The sequence below is a fragment of the Ruegeria sp. AL2 genome (assembly GCF_056540845.1).
Genome location: NZ_JBQFXM010000013.1, coordinates 14828 through 33167 on the forward strand (window position 1 = coordinate 14828; position 18340 = coordinate 33167).

At 56.0% G+C, this 18340-nt stretch carries 19 protein-coding genes; 10 read left to right on the forward strand and 9 right to left on the reverse strand.

Translation table 11 applies throughout. The annotated features are described in order from the left end of the window. Positions 1-46: 46 nt before the first annotated feature. Positions 47-547 carry a protein-export chaperone SecB gene (secB, locus tag ACR0ID_RS14985; RefSeq protein WP_480606610.1) on the forward strand — a complete coding sequence of 167 codons (501 nt, stop codon included), beginning with the start codon at positions 47-49 and terminating at the stop codon, positions 545-547. Between the two features lie 24 nt (positions 548-571). On the opposite strand, the gene dnaQ is transcribed toward secB, so the two are convergent. The 4 genes from dnaQ to ACR0ID_RS15005 are packed head-to-tail and all read right to left on the reverse strand — an operon-like array spanning position 572 to position 3306. After that, on the reverse strand, positions 572-1294 hold the full coding sequence (gene dnaQ, locus ACR0ID_RS14990) for a DNA polymerase III subunit epsilon (RefSeq protein WP_480606612.1): 723 nt from the start codon (positions 1292-1294) through the stop codon (positions 572-574). Next, entirely contained in the window at positions 1287-1880 is a 594-nt protein-coding gene (gene coaE, locus ACR0ID_RS14995) for a dephospho-CoA kinase (protein WP_480606615.1), read from the reverse strand. The genes dnaQ and coaE overlap by 8 nt, the downstream gene beginning before the upstream one ends. Next, positions 1877-2710, reverse strand: coding sequence for a shikimate dehydrogenase (locus tag ACR0ID_RS15000; protein ID WP_480606617.1), 834 nt, complete (start codon positions 2708-2710; stop codon positions 1877-1879). Before ACR0ID_RS15000 ends, coaE begins: the two co-directional genes overlap by 4 nt. After that, positions 2707-3306, reverse strand: coding sequence for a Maf family protein (locus ACR0ID_RS15005; protein ID WP_480606620.1), 600 nt, complete (start codon positions 3304-3306; stop codon positions 2707-2709). The genes ACR0ID_RS15000 and ACR0ID_RS15005 overlap by 4 nt, the downstream gene beginning before the upstream one ends. A gap of 405 nt (positions 3307-3711) precedes the next feature. On the opposite strand from ACR0ID_RS15005, the gene ACR0ID_RS15010 reads away from it, so the two are divergent. From ACR0ID_RS15010 to ACR0ID_RS15040, 7 genes are all read left to right on the forward strand, one after another. After that, on the forward strand, positions 3712-4161 hold the full coding sequence (locus ACR0ID_RS15010; protein ID WP_480606622.1) for a CopD family protein: 450 nt from the start codon (positions 3712-3714) through the stop codon (positions 4159-4161). Positions 4162-4283: 122 nt separating this feature from the next. Then, positions 4284-5555 (forward strand): transcription termination factor Rho, encoded by a 1272-nt coding sequence (gene rho / locus ACR0ID_RS15015; protein ID WP_480494027.1) that lies wholly within the window; start codon positions 4284-4286, stop codon positions 5553-5555. 30 nt (positions 5556-5585) lie between these two features. Continuing rightward, positions 5586-6872 (forward strand): tRNA uridine-5-carboxymethylaminomethyl(34) synthesis GTPase MnmE, encoded by a 1287-nt coding sequence (gene mnmE / locus ACR0ID_RS15020; RefSeq protein ID WP_480606625.1) that lies wholly within the window; start codon positions 5586-5588, stop codon positions 6870-6872. Between the two features lie 12 nt (positions 6873-6884). Continuing rightward, positions 6885-8753 carry a tRNA uridine-5-carboxymethylaminomethyl(34) synthesis enzyme MnmG gene (gene mnmG / locus ACR0ID_RS15025; protein WP_480606628.1) on the forward strand — a complete coding sequence of 623 codons (1869 nt, stop codon included), beginning with the start codon at positions 6885-6887 and terminating at the stop codon, positions 8751-8753. Continuing rightward, the gene (gene rsmG, locus ACR0ID_RS15030) at positions 8753-9370 is read left to right on the forward strand and encodes a 16S rRNA (guanine(527)-N(7))-methyltransferase RsmG (protein WP_480606749.1); all 618 of its coding nucleotides are present in this window, start codon (positions 8753-8755) and stop codon (positions 9368-9370) included. The genes mnmG and rsmG overlap by 1 nt, the downstream gene beginning before the upstream one ends. Then, entirely contained in the window at positions 9363-10166 is an 804-nt protein-coding gene (locus ACR0ID_RS15035) for a ParA family protein (protein WP_209506882.1), read from the forward strand. Before rsmG ends, ACR0ID_RS15035 begins: the two co-directional genes overlap by 8 nt. Before the next feature lie 20 nt (positions 10167-10186). Further along, positions 10187-11083: a ParB/RepB/Spo0J family partition protein gene (locus ACR0ID_RS15040; protein WP_480606631.1), complete on the forward strand. Its 897-nt coding sequence runs from the start codon at positions 10187-10189 to the stop codon at positions 11081-11083. Here the strand turns inward: ACR0ID_RS15040 and ACR0ID_RS15045 are convergent. The 4 genes from ACR0ID_RS15045 to rph are packed head-to-tail and all read right to left on the reverse strand — an operon-like array spanning position 11073 to position 13897. Beyond that, a complete protein-coding gene (locus ACR0ID_RS15045) occupies positions 11073-11426 on the reverse strand; it encodes a YbaN family protein (RefSeq protein ID WP_480474389.1) in 354 nt (117 codons plus the stop codon). The two genes, ACR0ID_RS15040 and ACR0ID_RS15045, sit on opposite strands and share 11 nt — an antisense overlap. Before the next feature lie 2 nt (positions 11427-11428). Beyond that, a complete protein-coding gene (gene hemW, locus ACR0ID_RS15050; RefSeq protein WP_480606634.1) occupies positions 11429-12583 on the reverse strand; it encodes a radical SAM family heme chaperone HemW in 1155 nt (384 codons plus the stop codon). Next, positions 12573-13187, reverse strand: a complete 615-nt coding sequence (gene rdgB, locus ACR0ID_RS15055) for an RdgB/HAM1 family non-canonical purine NTP pyrophosphatase (RefSeq protein ID WP_480606637.1) — start codon at positions 13185-13187, stop codon at positions 12573-12575. Before rdgB ends, hemW begins: the two co-directional genes overlap by 11 nt. Beyond that, a complete protein-coding gene (gene rph / locus ACR0ID_RS15060; protein ID WP_480606640.1) occupies positions 13184-13897 on the reverse strand; it encodes a ribonuclease PH in 714 nt (237 codons plus the stop codon). The genes rdgB and rph overlap by 4 nt, the downstream gene beginning before the upstream one ends. Positions 13898-14009: 112 nt before the next feature. Between rph and hrcA the strand changes: the two genes are divergently transcribed. After that, on the forward strand, positions 14010-15074 hold the full coding sequence (hrcA, locus tag ACR0ID_RS15065; protein WP_480606643.1) for a heat-inducible transcriptional repressor HrcA: 1065 nt from the start codon (positions 14010-14012) through the stop codon (positions 15072-15074). Positions 15075-15084: 10 nt separating this feature from the next. Continuing rightward, positions 15085-15648, forward strand: a complete 564-nt coding sequence (locus ACR0ID_RS15070) for a nucleotide exchange factor GrpE (RefSeq protein ID WP_480606646.1) — start codon at positions 15085-15087, stop codon at positions 15646-15648. Positions 15649-15704: 56 nt separating this feature from the next. Here ACR0ID_RS15070 and mutS read toward each other — a convergent pair whose 3' ends face one another. Next, positions 15705-18320: a DNA mismatch repair protein MutS gene (gene mutS, locus ACR0ID_RS15075; RefSeq protein WP_480606751.1), complete on the reverse strand. Its 2616-nt coding sequence runs from the start codon at positions 18318-18320 to the stop codon at positions 15705-15707. Positions 18321-18340 lie beyond the last annotated feature (20 nt).

Below are 18340 nucleotides of genomic sequence, written 5' to 3' on the forward strand. Positions count from 1 at the left end.
GCCCAACTTGCTAAGCAGTGGCGAATTTCATTTTTGGAGTAGATCCATGGCCGAAGAAAACGCTGCAGAAAACACTGCGGCCCAAGCCGCCCCGCAGGTTCAGATGCGTGTTCTGGGGCAGTTCATCCGTGATATGTCCTTTGAAAACGTGATGGCGCAAAAGGGCGTTTCCGGAGACGTACAACCGGAAATCGCCGTTCAGGTGAATCTGGATGCCAAAAAACGCGCGGCGGACCATCAGTTCGAAGTTTCGATCAAGCTGAACCTGACATCCAAAACCAAAGGCATGGATGACATCTTGTTCCTGTGTGAACTGGACTATTGCGGAATGTTCCACGTGGAAGGTGTGCCGGAAGATCAGCTGCACCCGTTCCTGATGATCGAATGCCCGCGCATGTTGTTCCCGTTCCTGCGCCGCATTGTCAGCGATATCACCCGCGATGGCGGCTTCCCGCCGGTCAACCTGGACAATATCGATTTCGTTGCGCTCTATCGCAATGAGTTGATGCGCCGTCAGGCCGAACAGGCCCAAAAAGCAGACGCGTAAGGTTTTGACCCGCGCCTGTCCGGATCAGGCGCGGGTCCACAAGGCGTTCTCGCCCAGTTTTTCCACGAAAGCTTCATGTGCTGCGCGTTCATCCTCGGTGATCCGGGATGGCAATGGTGTGCTGCGCGGTGTAGCTCGCCAATCATCGCTGCCACCGTCCGCAGAAGATGTGGATGTCGACAGACCAAAATCCGGCTGCCGCCCACCGATCAATTCCAGGTAAACCTCGGCCAGAATTTCCGAGTCGAGCAACGCGCCGTGCAACACACGGTTCGAGTTGTCGATATTGAAGCGACGGCACAGCGCATCCAGTGACGCTGGCGAACCGGGGAACCGTTTACGGGCAATTGCCAGTGTATCCAACGCCTGCTCCATGGGGATAAGCGGGGCACTCATCCATTTCAGCTCGGCATTCAGGAACTTCATGTCGAATGAGGCGTTGTGGATCACCAACCGCGCATCGCCAACAAATTCGCGAAATCCATGGCCAACCTTTGCAAAGACCGGCTTGTCTTTCAGAGTCACTTCGCCCTTTTCAGGCGGGCGCGGGGTTTCCAGCAGATCGGGACCTATACCATGCACGCCAAACGCCTCTTCCGGCATCGAGCGTTCGGGGTTGATATAGACGTGATAGGTTTCACCGGTTGCAACGTGGTTCCACAGCTCAACGGCGCCGATTTCCACGATCCGATCCCCGCTGTCGGGGTCAAACCCGGTGGTTTCGGTATCCAGTACAATCTCACGCATGTGCCATCCCCGCCCGTATCTGCCTGACCACATCCTGCACCTGCGCGCGGGCGTGGTCCAGAGTATCAGTCACGATCACAAAATCCGACCGCGCGCATTTTTCATCGTTCGGCATCTGCTTGGCGCGGATCTGCTCGAACTGCGCCTCGGTCATTGTTCCGCGTTCCATTACGCGCCGCTTTTGGTCTTCGGCCGGGACCGAAACGCAGGCCACTGCGTCCATTGCCGCATCAGAGCCCGTTTCAAACAAAAGCGGAATATCGAACACCAGGATGTCGCTTGTAGCGCTTTCGCGAAATTCCGCACGATCAGCAGCGACAAGTGGATGCACAATCGCCTCAATCGCTTTCAACGTGGCCGGGTCACCCGCGATAATTCGTTTCAACGCGTCTCGGCTGACCACCCCATCACGTATCGCATCGGGAAAGGCTGCCCGCATTGGTTCAACCGCTGCTCCACCAATGGCATACAGCCGATGCACCGCCGCATCCGCATCCCACAATGCGCACCCTTCTTCAACGAACATCTGCGCTGTGGTGCTTTTCCCCATACCGATTGAGCCTGTCAGGCCAAGCGTAAAACTCATGCCAGGGCCGCCGCGCGCGTATCCGCGTCTACTTCGGGGCGGACACCAAACCAGCGTTCAAATCCGGGAACAGCCTGATGCAGCAACATCCCCAGACCATCGACTGTGGTGCATCCGGCCTCCTCGGCGGTTTGCAGCAAACGGGTTTTCAACGGGGCATAGACCAGGTCCGTTACCACGGCACCGGGTTGCAACCCGTCCAACGGCACGCGCAGCTCTGGCTGGCCCTGCATCCCCAGTGAAGTCGTATTGACCACCAGTTCGGCGTTTTCAATGACATTTCCCGCTTGAACCCAATCGACCACGCGAATGCGTTGGCCGAACTCTTCCTTCAGATGATCCGCGCGGGCGCGCGTCCGGTTGGTCAGCAGGATTTCCGGCACCCCGGCATCAGACAAAGCCTGCAAAACGGCACGGGCAGCGCCCCCGGCACCAAACACAACCGCCGGGCCATCTTTCGCATTCCAGTCAGGTGCGCCATTGCGCAGGTTTTCCATAAACCCGTACCCGTCGGTGTTATCTGCGTGGATCGAACCATCAGTTCGGAATACCAGCGTATTTGCGGCACCAATGACCGTTGCGCGGTCGGAAACGTGATCTGCGATCTTCAGCGCAGCTTCTTTGTGCGGAACGGTCACGTTGGCCCCGACAAAGCCCGCTTTGGGCAGGGTTCGCAGCACAGTCTCCAGATCAGCAGAGGCGACGTCCATCGGGATATAATGCCCGGCAAGCCCATAGGTCTTTAACCAATGCCCGTGCAGCTTGGGTGAACGCGAATGCCCGATGGGGTGCCCGATCACTCCGGCTAAAGGAACCCGGTTTTCTGTCATTGCTCGATCACCCCTTTGACAGCCAGAAAGTTGAGAAGCTCTAACAGAGGCATACCCAAAACGTTAAAATAGTCTCCGTCAATGGTGGCGAACAGGCGGACGCCTTCTTCTTCCAGCTTGTAGGCTCCGACGGCATGGCGAATGCTGTCCCAGTTCCGCGTAACATAGTCTTTCAGGTAGGCATCAGAACTGACCCGCATCCGCAAACGCACCTGCCCCACATGCCGCCAGATCGGTTCACCATCCTGATAGATCACAGCTGCTGACAAAAGCATGTGCCGCTTGCCGCGCATGGTTTTCAGTTGGACCAGCGCTTGTTCCGGGGTTTCGGGCTTTGAAAGCAGCTGCCCTTCGAAATCCAGCACCTGATCGCAACCGATCACCATGGCGCCGGGGTTTTTGTCACTGACCTTACGCGCTTTGATCTCAGCCAGCGTATCCGCAATATCGCGTGGTGCGGCATCCTCTGCCAGCAACGCCCGTTTGACCGTCTCTTCATCCACGCGCGCCGTTTGAACCGCAAACGGCACACCTGCGTTCCTTAGCAGTTGCGCGCGAATAACAGATCCCGAAGCCAGAAGAATGGGGACAGACATGTGGAAAACCCCGTGTGCAAATCGATGAGAGTTCTGGGGTGTTTTGTATGGTTTTCCGGTTGACACGCAACCCCGGGAATTTTGTGGCAAAGATCCCCGAGTCGCTCAAATCTCATCCTGTCGGGACAAGGATAACTCTAACTCGTGGGATAACAGATGTATCCAGCGATACCCATCGGGTTATCCACAGACCAGATTTACCTGATCCAACTTAAATAATTGATTTATATATTTAATTTGTACTATCAACAGAATCTCTGGGAACCTCAGGTATTTTGTCCCCCTGGGGAAAACGCTAGGGTAAAAATAATAATCCACGGATATTTAGCACTCTACAAAACCATCATCCTTTTTCTTTTCTTATTTTTTTATTAGGGAGAGTTCCGAACAACGTTCGGAGCCGGCATGACAGACCTTCTTTTCACGATTTACCCGTGGGTGAAGTCATTACATATCATGGCCGTGATCTCATGGATGGCGGGCTTGTTCTATCTGCCCAGACTGTTTGTTTATCACGTCGAAAAAGCGCAGGTCGTAGAGGGCGCGCAAGACATCTTCTTTGAAATGGAAGACAAGCTGCTGCGGGTGATCATGCGCCCCGCGATGGTTGTGACCTGGTTATGCGGGCTGATCATGGTGTTCACACCGGGGATCGTCGGATGGGATTTCGCATGGCCCTGGGTTAAAGGTGCGGGCGTGATCGCGATGACCTGGTTCCACCATTGGCTTATGGCCCGAAGGAAGGAATTTCTGGCAGGCCAGAATAAGCTCACTGGGCGGCAATATCGCATGATGAACGAGGTTCCGACCATTCTGATGGTTATCATCGTTCTGGCGGTCATACTGAAGTTCTGAACGCCTGTTTGACTCCGAACGACGCTGCGCTTATGTAGATCACAACACGCCCGTCCGGGCGGCGTATTTTCCGTACTGAAATTCCACTTCAAGCCGCGCTTTCAGCGGTGAAGGTATGTATCATGTCCAATGAATCCCTGAATTTGGCCGACCTGAAAGCCAAAAGCCCCAAAGACCTTCTGGCAATGGCCGAAGAGCTGGAGATCGAAAACGCCTCGACCATGCGCAAGGGCGAGATGATGTTCCAGATTCTACGCGAACGTGCCGATGATGGCTGGACCGTCGGCGGTGATGGCGTACTGGAAGTGCTACAAGATGGGTTCGGCTTTCTGCGCTCGCCCGAGGCAAACTATCTGCCGGGTCCTGACGATATCTATGTCTCGCCCGATATGATCCGTCTGCACTCACTGCGGACTGGGGACACGGTCGAGGGCGAGATCAAGGCGCCGGACGAGAATGAGCGTTATTTCGCGCTGACCAATGTCACCATGATCAACTTTGAAGATCCCGAGAAGGCCAAGCACAAGATCCTGTTCGACAACCTGACGCCTCTGTACCCGGATGAGCGTCTGAAGATGGAAATTGAAGATCCCACCATCAAGGATAAGTCCGCGCGCGTGATCGATCTGGTTGCGCCGATCGGTAAAGGTCAGCGTTCGCTGATCGTGGCACCGCCGCGGACTGGTAAAACCGTGATCCTGCAGAACATCGCGCATTCGATCGAACAGAACCATCCGGAGTGTTACCTGATCGTCCTGCTGATCGACGAACGCCCGGAAGAAGTGACCGACATGCAGCGCTCGGTTAAGGGTGAGGTTGTGTCGTCAACCTTCGATGAACCCGCAACGCGTCACGTGGCCGTGTCGGAGATGGTCATTGAAAAGGCCAAGCGCCTGGTCGAGCATAAACGAGATGTTGTTATTCTACTCGACTCAATCACAAGACTTGGTAGAGCTTTTAACACCGTTGTACCATCCTCGGGCAAAGTTCTGACCGGTGGTGTGGACGCAAACGCGTTGCAGCGGCCCAAGCGTTTCTTCGGCGCAGCCCGAAACATCGAAGAGGGCGGATCGCTGACCATCATCGCCACGGCGCTGATCGATACCGGCAGCCGGATGGACGAGGTGATCTTTGAAGAATTCAAAGGTACTGGTAACTCGGAAATCGTTTTGGACCGCAAGATTGCAGACAAACGCGTGTTCCCGGCGATCGACATCCTCAAATCCGGTACACGGAAAGAGGACCTGCTGGTCGACAAGGGCGATCTGGCCAAAACCTTTGTTCTGCGCCGTATCCTCAATCCTATGGGCACCACCGACGCAATCGAGTTCCTGTTGTCGAAGTTGAAACAGACGAAGACAAACGGCGAGTTCTTCGATTCAATGAACACCTGACACAGGTCTTAAGCGACGCGAGGCCTACGAATGGATACGATATTCGCCTTGGCCAGCGCGCAAGGCAAAGCAGGGGTGGCGGTCATTCGCCTCTCTGGCCCCGAAGCGCATTCCGCAGCTGCATGTCTGAGCGGCGCGGAACTGCCCAAGCGGGGAATAGTCTTGCGCACCCTGCGGGATCAGGACGGATCACGTCTGGATGATGGTCTGGTTCTGACCTTTCAGGCACCGGCAAGTTTCACCGGGGAAGACGTGGCAGAACTTCAGATCCATGGCAGCACGGCCTCGGTCAATGCGGTTCTGCGCTGTTTGTCGAACACCGATGGGCTGCGGCTGGCGGACCCGGGTGAATTCACACGCCGGGCCCTTGAAAATGGCAAGATGGATCTGACACAGGTCGAAGGCCTTGCAGACCTGATTGACGCGGAAACCGAGGCACAGCGTAAGCAGGCCCAGACCATTCTTGCCGGTGAGCTTGGCACGCTGGCCGAGCGCTGGCGGCGCGATCTGATCCGCGCGGCATCGTTGCTGGAAGCCGTCATCGATTTCGCTGATGAAGACGTCCCCACCGACGTCACGCCGGAAGTCCGCGATTTGACAAGCGGTGTTCTGGCAGATCTTCGTCGAGAAGCAGATGGGGTGAAGATTGCCGAGCGTATTCGTACCGGATTTGAAGTGGCTATTGTTGGTCTTCCCAATGCAGGAAAATCAACCCTGTTGAACGCGCTTGCAGGACGTGAAGCCGCAATTACCTCGGAATTCGCAGGCACAACCCGGGATGTGATCGAGGTTCGTATGGATCTGGCTGGCTTGCCGGTGACATTGCTGGATACGGCCGGGTTGCGGGAAACCGAAGATCACGTCGAGAATCTTGGGATCGAGCTGGCTCGAAAACGGGCAGAAGCGGCAGACTTGCGTGTTTTTCTGACCGAAGTCCCGGAAGAGCTGGATGTAGCTGTGCAGGATGGCGATATCCATGTTCTGCCCAAAGCAGACCTGCGGGAAGATAAGAGTGAAGGTGTTTCAGGAAAGACAGGACAGGGGATTGATGCGCTTGTCGACCAGATTTCGTGGGCCTTGAGTGAAAGAACCACAACACATGGTATAGCCACGCGTGAACGCCATCGCGCTGCGATGAACAAGGCATCGGCTTCACTTGTTGCTGCGATCACGGTTCTGGAATCAGGCCCGGACCTGTATGATATCGCTGCGGAGGAGTTAAGGACTGCCATACGGGCGCTTGAATCTCTGGTCGGCAGAATTGATGTCGAGACACTGTTGGATGAAATCTTCTCCAGCTTTTGTTTAGGAAAATAAGGATTGTTTCACGTGAAACATTCAAACTTTGATGTCATCGTGGTTGGGGCCGGTCATGCCGGTACGGAAGCCGCGCACGCCGCTGCCAGGATGGGTGCGAAAACCGCTTTGGTGACATTATCTGCGACCGATATCGGCGTCATGTCCTGCAACCCGGCTATCGGTGGGTTGGGGAAGGGACATCTGGTTCGAGAGATTGACGCGCTGGACGGTGTAATGGGTCGCGTCGCTGACCAGGCTGGTATTCAGTTTCGACTGTTGAACCGGCGAAAAGGTCCGGCTGTTCAGGGTCCCAGAACGCAGGCTGACCGCGCCCTGTATCGTGCGGCAATGCAAAACGAAATCAGCAACCAGGAAAACCTGTCCATTATCGTTGGGGAGGTTGTAGACTTCCTGATGGACGGACTCCGTGTCGCCGGTGTCCTGCTTGGAGATGGGTCGGAAGTGCATGCCAAAGCCGTTGTTCTGACTTCCGGAACCTTCCTGCGCGGCGTCATCCATATCGGCGACGTGTCACGGGCTGGTGGGCGGATGGGAGATCGCCCGTCGATAAAACTGGCCGAGAGGTTGGATAGCTATAACCTTCCGCTGGGACGCTTGAAAACTGGCACACCGCCGCGTCTGGATGGGCGCACTATCGACTGGTCAGGTTTGGAAAGACAGGACGGGGATGAGGACCCGACCTTGTTTTCTTTCCTGTCAACATCGATTGTCGCGCCTCAGATTTCCTGCGGTATTACACATACCAATGCCAAGACGCATGAGATCATCGAAGCAAACCTCTCAAAATCGGCGATGTATGGGGGCCATATCGATGGCATAGGTCCAAGATATTGCCCTTCGATCGAAGACAAGATTGTTCGCTTTGCAGAAAAGGACTCGCATCAGGTTTTTCTTGAGCCTGAAGGCGTCAATGATCACACGATTTATCCCAACGGTATTTCAACGTCACTGCCTCAGGACGTGCAATTGGAATACGTTCGGTCGATCAAAGGGCTTGAAAAGGCGGACATTCTTCAACCGGGCTATGCGATCGAATATGATTATGTGGACCCACGTGTCTTAACCGCGTCCTTTTCGCTACCCGACATTCCGGGACTATATCTGGCAGGGCAGATCAACGGAACCACAGGATATGAGGAAGCTGCGGCACAAGGGATGGTTGCTGGCCTTAACGCGGCGCTGGACGTACAGGGCCGCGAACCGGTCATTTTCACCAGATCAGACAGCTATATCGGCGTGATGATAGACGACCTGACGACACGTGGTGTGGCAGAGCCTTATCGAATGTTCACCTCCAGGGCCGAGTTCCGACTGTCTCTGCGTGCAGATAATGCAGATCAACGGTTGACGCCGATTGGGTTGGAAATTGGCTGTGTCGGAGAGAGGCGTCAGGCGCATTTTGAGAAGAAAATGAGCCAGCTTGATGCAGCGAAATCCAAGCTGACCGCTCGCACATACACACCTAAGGAAGTTCTTTCAGCCGGGATCAACGTCAACCAGGATGGGAACCGCCGAGATGGAATGGCAATTCTGGCATTTCCGGATACATCTTTCGAGGACTTGTTTCCATTGATACCAGATCTACAAGATGTAGACGTGACGATCCGACTTCAAATCGAACGTGACGCACTTTATGCGAACTATATCGACCGGCAAAAGCGCGATGTTGAGGCTATGAAGCGGGACGAATCCTATGTTATCCCGCGTGAATTTGACTATTTTGGTCTGGACGGGCTGTCTTCTGAGATGAAGCAGAAACTGTCAAAGGCCAAACCGTCGAACATAGCGCAAGCAAGCCGTGTCGAAGGCGTTACACCGGCTGCGCTCACCCTTGTCCTGGCGAAATTGCGCCGCGATCAACGAGCGCGTCAGGCATGATGGCCGATTTTTCCAAGTTTGATGGCTTGAATGTTTCACGTGAAACATTCGAACGTCTGAAAATCTATGTTGATCTGGTGAACCGCTGGAATCCCAGGATAAATCTTGTTTCACGCAATAGTCTGGAATTCATGTGGGATCGGCATATTCTGGATTCTGTCCAAGTTTTTCGATGCGCTGAAACGTTTGACACTTGGGTGGACCTTGGCAGCGGTGGCGGATTCCCCGGATTGGTGTGCGCCATTATTGCTGCCGAGGAAGCTCCGGCCGCCAGTTTCTCCCTAGTGGAAAGCGACCAGAGAAAATCGGCTTTTCTGCGTAACGTCGCCCGTGAATGTGGCGTGTCGTGTAAAGTGATTTCCAAGCGGATCGAGGTGGTTGAACCCCTGGGCGCAAACATCGTTTCGGCGCGCGCGCTGGCGGATTTGCGTTCATTGTTATCATTTTGTGACAGACATTTAGGTGAAAACGGGACCGCGCTGTTGCCCAAAGGTGCAAACTGGAAAAAAGAGCTGGATGAGGCGCGTGAGGAATGGAATTTCGATGCTGAGGCTATTACAAGTTTAACTGAACCTCAGGCCGTTATCCTTAAGATCAAAGGAGTATCACGTGGTTGATCTGTCTCGACCGTCCGGACCCCGGATAATTGCGGTTGCCAATCAGAAGGGCGGAGTAGGGAAAACAACCACAGCAATCAACCTAGCGGCAGGGTTGGCCGAAGCTGGCTGCAGGGTATTGGTGGTTGACCTCGATCCACAAGGGAATGCATCAACCGGTTTAGGGGTCGAAGATCGGGATTGGACCACTTATGATCTCATCCTGGATGACGCGCCCTTGGAGGCAGTGGTTCAGGAGACGGAGATCGAAAACCTTCTGGTTGTCCCTGCAACGGTTGACTTGAGCTCGGCAGATATCGAGCTGATTTCCAACGAAAAACGCAGCTATCTGCTGCACGATGCGCTGCGTCAGACGGCAGTGGACGCGTTTGAGCTGGATTTCATCCTGATAGATTGCCCGCCGTCACTGAACCTCTTGACCGTGAATGCGATGGTTGCCGCCCATTCTGTCCTTGTGCCGCTGCAAAGTGAGTTCTTTGCGTTGGAGGGTCTTTCGCAATTGATGTTGACGATCCGGGAGGTCCGGCAAACCGCAAATCCAGACCTGAGAATCGAAGGTGTTGTGTTAACCATGTATGACAACCGCAACAACTTGTCCCGCCAGGTCGAAAAGGATGCGCGTGACAATCTGGGTGAGATGGTTTTTAAAACAAAGATACCCAGGAATGTGCGGGTCAGCGAGGCGCCATCCTATGCGCTGCCGGTATTGCAGTATGACTCGGGATCACTTGGTGCGATGGCGTATCGGCATCTGGCCCGTGAGATCATGCATAAGAACAACAAGACCGCAGCATGAGCGGTGGTGAGGAGGCCGACATGAGCACCAGGAAAGCGAAATCCAGAGGGTTGGGCCGGGGATTATCCGCACTCATGGCGGATGTTAATCCGGAATCGGGCAACCGGGTATCATCTGACGCGCGCAGACCTGATCTGAAAGTTCCGATTGAAAAGCTGAAGGCAAACCCAAATCAGCCGCGACGCACGTTCCAACCCGAACAACTGGATGAGCTTGCCGCGTCGGTCCGGGAAAAAGGTATTATCCAACCCTTGATCGTACGTCCGGCGGGGGCCGGAGAATATGAAATCGTCGCTGGTGAACGCAGGTGGCGGGCGGCTCAGATGGCGCAGCTGCACGAGATCCCTGTGATTGTGCGCGAATTCGATGATACCGAGGTACTGGAAGTTGCGATCATCGAAAACATCCAGCGCGCTGATCTGAACGCAGTGGAAGAGGCCGCCGGATACAGGCAGTTGATGGATCGCTTTGGCCACACGCAGGAAAAGCTTGCCGAGGCTTTGGGGAAAAGTCGCAGCCATATTGCGAACCTGTTGCGGCTTTTGTCTCTGCCAATTGACGTGCAAACTCTTGTAATTGAAGGGAAATTATCGGCTGGTCATGCGCGGGCGCTGATTACGGCGGAAAATCCCTCGGAATTGGCAAACCTGATCGTCAAGGATGGTCTGTCTGTGCGCGCTACCGAGGCGCTGGTCAAGAAACAGCAGCAGGGCGACACTGCACGACCTGCTCCCAGATCCAGGAATCTGGATGCCGGAAAAGATGCTGACACACGCGCGCTGGAAAAAGACCTGTCTGCGATTCTGGCAATGAAAGTTTCAATCAACCACAAGGCGGGAACGGAATCCGGTCAGGTTGTTCTGACATATGAAAACCTGGATCAGCTTGACGATCTTTGTGCAAAGCTCAGCCGTTAGGGCGCGTCCAGATAAATATCAGGACGCCACCCAGAACAATGATCTGAATGATCAGCACGAAGGGCGGAACGGATAGTAGCAAAGACACCCCGAAAACGGCGGAGACCGATAAGGTTGCTGCCTTTTTTGCGGCCGGGCGTATTGCGCCCGAACTCTGCCAATCCAGTATCATTGGCCCGAAAATCCGGTGCGACAGTAGCCAGTTATGCAACCGTGAAGAGGATCGCGCAAAGAAAAACGCTGCCAGCAACAAAAACGGAACCGTTGGAAGAAGAGGCAGAACAACCCCAATCGCGGCCATCGCAACGCAAAGCAATCCCAGCCCCGCCCAAAGATACTGCATATTCAGCCCATCAATTCCCGGATTACAGCATTCAGCACGGCGCGCCCCGCTGGTGTTGCTCTGAGTTTGTTGTTTTCACGTTCAATCATATTAATGCCGACCAGATGGTCCACGGTTTCGTCAGAAAGTGGATGGCCTGACAGGGCCTCCCACCTATCTACATCTAGTCCTTCTGAAATCCTCATGCCCATCATAAGGTATTCATTCGCCTGATCTTCAAGCGAAAGGACATAGCGTTTCTTTTCTCCGCAACCCTTCGCGGCGGCGTCAAGCCAACGTTGCGGGTTCAGATGGGTCTCGGTCGCGTGTTTTTGACCATCCACAGTAATCCGCCCATGAGCGCCGGGGCCAATGCCGACATAATCCCCGTAACGCCAATAGATCAGATTGTGCTGCGACTCTGCACCGGGGCGGGCATGGTTGGACACCTCATAGGCGGGCAGGCCGTGTTTCTCGCAAATCTCTTGTGTTGCAAGGTACATGTCGGCCGCACTGTCATCTTCGGGCAAGCCGCGCAGCTTTCCGACAGCATAACGATCGCCAAAAGCCGTGCCTTCTTCGATTGTCAGCTGATACAGCGACAGGTGATCCACGGCCATGGACAGCGCTTCGTTCAACTCGGCCCGCCAAGCGTCCAACGTTTGGTGTTGCCTGGCATAGATCAGGTCAAAGCTCACCCGTTCAAAACAATCACGGGCGATGTCAAAAGCAGCGCGGGCCTCGGCCAAAGTGTGAATTCGCCCCAAGCGGCGCAGGTCTTCGTCGTTGAGCGCCTGCACGCCCATCGATATCCGGTTGACGCCTGCATCACGATAGGCCGCGAACCGCCTGGCCTCGACTGATCCGGGATTTGCCTCCAGCGTGATTTCCATGGTGTTGGAGGGGTGCCAGAGCGCACGGGCCTCACTGGTCACTGCGGCAACGGTTTCCGGGTCCATCAGAGACGGGGTTCCACCGCCGAAAAAAATCGTGTTCAGCACCCGATCCGGGGTTTCGGCGGCTGAGCGCCGCAATTCGCTCAGATAGGCGTCAAGCCATTGTTTTTGATCAATGTTTCTGGAAACATGGCTGTTGAAGTCGCAATAGGGGCACTTGGCCTCGCAAAAAGGCCAATGCACGTAAAGGCCAAAGCCCCCGTTGCGCCAATCATCCGCCAAAGCAGCCTTTCACGAACTTCTCAACCGCGCGTCCGCGATGGCTGATCTTGTTCTTTTCCCAGCGATCCATCTCGGCAAAGGTAATGTCGTATCCTTCGGGAACAAACATCGGATCATAGCCGAATCCACCTTCGCCGCGGATGGGCCAGACCAGATGACCAGGGGCAACACCTTCAAACACTTCATCGTGCCCATCAGGCCAGGCCAGCACCAGTGTGCTGCGGAATTGCGCGGTGCGGGGGTGGGGGGCATTCTTTGCCTCAAGCTCATTATGGGCGCGGGTCATCGCCATCAGGAAGTCGCGACCGTTGCCGGTTTCGGCCCAATCAGCGGTATAAACACCCGGCGCGCCGTCCAGCGCGTCGATGGTGATTCCAGAATCGTCTGACAGGGCGGGCAGCCCGGTGGCCTTTGCGGCGGCGTGGGCCTTGATCCGGGCGTTGCCGACAAAGGTGTCCTCGGTCTCTTCCGGTTCAGGCAGGTCCATGTCCGCCGCACCCACAACCGTCACGCCAAAAGGTTCGAGGAGATGCGCCATCTCCTCAAGCTTGCCTTTGTTGTGGGTCGCAACCAGAAGCCTGTCGCTGTCAAACTTACGGGTCATGCGGTGGCGGCTTTCTGGGCTGCGGCCAGCTCGGCAACGCCTTTTTCCGCCAGATCCACCAGCTGATCCATCTGGGCGCGGCTGAATACAGAACCTTCGGCGCTCATCTGGACCTCGATCAGTTTGCCTGACCCGGTCATGATAAAGTTGCCGTCGACACCGGCCTCGCTGTCTTCGGGATAGTCGAGATCCAGAACAGGCTGGCCCGCATAGATACCGCAGGACACGGCGGCGACCGGATCAACCAGCGGATCTGAAATCACGTCACCTGCCTTCATCAGTTTGTTGACGGCCAATCGCAGAGCAACCCAGCCGCCGGTGATCGAGGCACAGCGGGTGCCGCCATCGGCCTGGATCACATCGCAATCAACCGTGATCTGACGTTCGCCAAGTGCAACCCGGTCGACGCCGGCCCGCAGGGCGCGACCGATCAGGCGCTGAATTTCCACCGTACGGCCACCTTGCTTGCCCGAGGCCGCTTCACGCCGCATCCGGGTGTTGGTGGCGCGGGGCAGCATACCGTATTCGGCGGTGACCCAGCCAAGCCCCGAACCCTTAATGAAAGGGGGTACCCGATCTTCGATCGTGGCGGTGCACAGCACATGGGTATCGCCCATCTTGATCAGGCAGGAACCTTCGGCATGTTTGGTGAACCCCGTTTCGATTGAAACGGTGCGCATTTCACTTAAGTCTCTTCCAGAGGGTCGCATGGGAAATCCTTTGTTTGCTGGGTTGGGGATACCGCCCCGCAGCGTTACGATGCAACCCCGATTGACCTTTCATTTGCCTGCTATTTAATGATGAACCAGCAGGGGAAAACGCATGAGTGAAGCGAGCAAAATTCTGGACGAGATGAACGACCGGTCGCGCGAGGTGTTCCGGCTGATCGTTGAAAGTTATCTGGAAAGCGGAGAGCCGGTCGGAAGCCGAACCCTGACGCGCAGCCTGTCGGAAAAGGTCAGTGCCGCAACCGTGCGCAATGTGATGCAGGACCTGGAGTTTCTGGGTCTTCTGGACAGCCCGCATATCAGCGCGGGTCGGGTACCGACGCAGCAAGGACTGCGTATGTTCGTGGACGGTTTACTTGAGGTTGGCGATCTGGGCGTCGACGACAAGCAAAAACTTGAAGAAACATTAGGCTCTAACGCGGGCGATGTTGGCGGAATGCTGGATCGGGTCGGGTCAGCTTTGTCACACCTGACGCAAGGTGCGTCGCTGGTCCTGACACCAAAGCATGAAGCAGAAATCAAGCATATCGAGTTTGTTTCCTTGGGGCATGACAAGGCTTTGGTGGTTCTGGTCTTTTCGAACGGCCATGTCGAAAATCGTCTGTTCACTCCACCACCCGGCCAGACGCCCAGTTCGATGCGCGAGGCCGCGAATTTTCTGAATGCGCTGATCGAGGGGCGCACGCTTAGTGAAGTACGCCGTCAGATGCAGAAACAGATTCAAGCGCGCAAGCAGGAAATCGATGTATTGGCGCGCGAGCTGGTCGAAAGCGGGCTGGCCGCTTGGGACGGAGACGGAGCCGACTCGGCTCGTCTGATCGTGCGGGGACGGGCGAATCTGTTGAACGAACCCGGCCAGGCCGGAGAGCTGGAGCGCATTCGCAGCCTGTTTGATGATCTGGAACGCAAGCGCGACATCGCGGATTTCCTTGAATTGACGGAAAGCGGCGAGGGTGTGCGCATTTTTATTGGGTCTGAGAACAAACTTTTCTCACTTTCGGGTTCCTCTTTGGTGGTGTCTCCATATATGAACGCTGATCGAAAGATAATCGGTGCGGTCGGGGTCATCGGGCCCACGCGTCTGAATTATGGACGGATCGTGCCGATCGTGGATTATACGGCGCAACTGGTCGGCAAGCTGATATCCGACCGGAGCTAGAGGGTAAGAGATGGCAGAGCCCAAGAACGAAGATTTTCTGGACGATATCATGGCGGCAGAAGCGGAAGAACTGGCCGAGGAGTTAGCTGAGATCAGTGACGAGGCGCTCGAGCTGGACGAGCTTCGAGCTGAGCGGGATGAGTATAAAGACAAATTCATGCGCGCGCTTGCCGATGCCGAGAACGCACGCAAACGTGGCGACAAGGCGCGCCGCGATGCCGAGCAGTATGGCGGTTCCAAGCTGGCCCGTGATATGCTGCCCGTTTACGACAACATGAAGCGCGCACTTGAGGCCGCGACTGACGAGCAGAAAGAGGTCGCCGCCGGGCTGCTGGAGGGCGTCGAACTGACCATGCGTGCCCTGAAGGATGTGTTCCAGAAACACGGGATCGAAGTGATTACGCCCCAGGTTGGCGACCGGTTTGATCCGAATGTGCACGAAGCAATGTTCGAGGCCCCGGTGCCGGGCACGCGGGCAGGGGACATCATTCAGGTGTCTGCCGAGGGTTTCATGCTGCACGACCGCCTGTTGCGTCCGGCTCAGGTCGGGGTCTCTTCAACGCCAGCAAGCTGATTGGCTTTTGAAAGCCAAGCCTTCGGCGAGAGTATTTTTGAAAAGATGAAGGGCGGTCAGGATCTGGCCGCCTCTTTCAGTTTGTAGATCAGATCCAGCGCTTCGCGCGGGGTCAGTTCGTCGGGCAGGACACCCTCCAATATCTGGGTCACTGGCGAAGTTTTCGGTGCGGGCGGGGGTGGCGGCGCGGCTGCTGAGAACAGCGGCAGGTCATCAATCAGCGCCTTTTGCTTACCGCCTTCGCGTTCGGTTTTTTCAAGCTGGTCCAGAACCATCCGGGCACGTTCGACAACAGAAGCGGGTAAACCGGCTAGTTGCGCAACCTGCACCCCATAAGACCGGTCAGCCGCTCCCTTGTGAACCTCGTGCAGGAAGATGACTTCGCCATCCCACTCTTTGACCGCTACGGTGGCGTTATCGACACCTTCGAGTTTACCGGCCAAAGCCGTAAGCTCATGATAATGCGTGGCAAACAATGCGCGACATTTGTTGGCCGCGTGCAGGTGTTCCAATGTGGCCCAGGCAATCGAGAGGCCATCATAGGTGGCGGTACCACGGCCGATTTCGTCCAGGATCACCAATGCATGGTCATCGGCCTGATTCAGGATGGCGGCGGTTTCCACCATTTCGACCATGAACGTCGACCGCCCCCGCGCCAGATCGTCCGAGGCTCCTACGCGGCTGAACAGCTGACTGACGACGCCAATATGCGCCTCTTCGGCCGGGACATAGCTGCCCATTTGGGCAAGCAGTGCGATCAGGGCGTTCTGGCGCAGAAAGGTTGATTTACCGGCCATGTTCGGACCCGTCAGTAACCATATAGCCGCACCGTCTTGGACACTCAGATCGCAATCATTGGAAATGAATGCACCGCCACTTTGCTGCCGGAGGGCGTGTTCCACAACCGGATGGCGACCACCCTGCACATTGAATGCGCGAGAGCCGTCAACCTTTGGGCGGCACCAGTTTTCACCCCGTGCAAGATCAGCCAAGGCGGTCGTCAAGTCCAGTTCGGCAAGCCCGCGGGCGGCCTGATTCAATCGGGCAGCGAGGTCCAGTATTGTGCTAGAAAGCCTTTGATAGAGCCGCTTTTCAATCTCCAGCGCCAAATTTCCGGCGTTCAGGATACGAGTTTCGATCTCGGACAGTTCGACGGTTGTAAACCGCACCTGGTTGGCTGTCGTCTGGCGATGAATATAGGCTTCGCTAAAGGGTGGGTTCAGCATCTTTTCGGCATGGGTGGCCGTGGTTTCGATGAAATAGCCCAGCACGTTGTTGTGCTTGATTTTCAGCGAGGTGATGCCGGTGTGTTCGACGTATTTTCGTTGAAACCCGGCGATAACGGACCGGCCTTCGTCGCGCAGGGTGCGGGCCTCGTCCAATTCAGTATCAAAACCTGGCGCGATAAAGCCTCCGTCGCGGGTCAGAAGCGGGGGTTCGGCCACCAGCGCTTCGTCCAGCAAAGTCAGCAAGTCATCGAAACCAACAAGGTTCTGAAGCGCGGTCGCCAGCAACACAGGCAAATCCTGATCGGTGCAGATTTCGGCAATTGTGGCCGCCTGTGTCAGCCCGTTGCGTATGGCTGTCAGGTCACGAGGTCCGCCGCGCTCGAGTGACAAACGCGACAGGGCGCGGTCCAGATCCGGGGTTTTGCGCAAGGCTTCGCGCAGATCAGACGCGATCAAGCTGTCACCAGCGGTGAAACTGACTGCGTCAAGCCGGGCATGGATCACATCCAGATTTCGAGAAGGGCTTGAAAGCCGCTGTTCCAGCAATCGCGCGCCGCCGGGGGTAACGGTCCGGTCAACGACAGAAAGAAGCGATCCTGCGCGCCCGCCAGATAGGGAACGGGTCAGCTCAAGGTTTCGACGCGTTGCAGCGTCGATCTGAACGACGCGATCCTCAGTTTCTTTCAGCGGCGTTTGCAGCAGGGGCAGTTTGCCCTTTTGCGTAATCTCCAGATAGTCGATCAGCGCGCCCATCGCGGACACTTCGGCGCGGCCGAAATTGCCGAACGCGTCCAAGGCACCCACGTGAAACAGCCCGCAGATGCGCTTTTCCGCCGCCGTGCTGTCGAAACTGGCGCGCCCGACCGGCGTCAGTGAAATCCCCAGATCAAGCAGCGTTTCGTTCAGCTTTTCCTGCGTTCCATCGGCCACGATCAGTTCGGAGGGCGCAAGCCGGGCAAGCTCGGGGCTGAGCCGGACCGAGGTCAGTGGCATCACGTGAAACGCGCCCGTCGAAATATCGGCCCAGGCAAGCGCGGCCTCGTCCCGGACCTCGGCATAGGCAGCCAGAAAGTTGTGTCGGCGCGCCTCAAGCAACGCATCCTCGGTCAGTGTTCCGGGCGTGACGAGTCGCACGACATCACGTTTTACGACCGATTTAGAGCCTCTTTTCTTTGCTTCAGCCGGGCTTTCCAACTGTTCGCAGACCGCAACGCGAAAGCCCTTGCGGATCAGGGTCAAAAGGTACCCTTCGGCCGAATGCACCGGCACGCCGCACATCGGGATGTCTTCGTCATTGTGCTTGCCGCGCTTGGTCAGCGCGATATCCAGCGCCTCGGCAGCGTTGACGGCATCCTCGAAGAACATCTCATAGAAATCACCCATGCGATAAAACAGCAGGGCATTCGGGTGGGCCTCTTTGATTTCGAGGTATTGCGCCATCATTGGCGTGACTGTGGACAAAA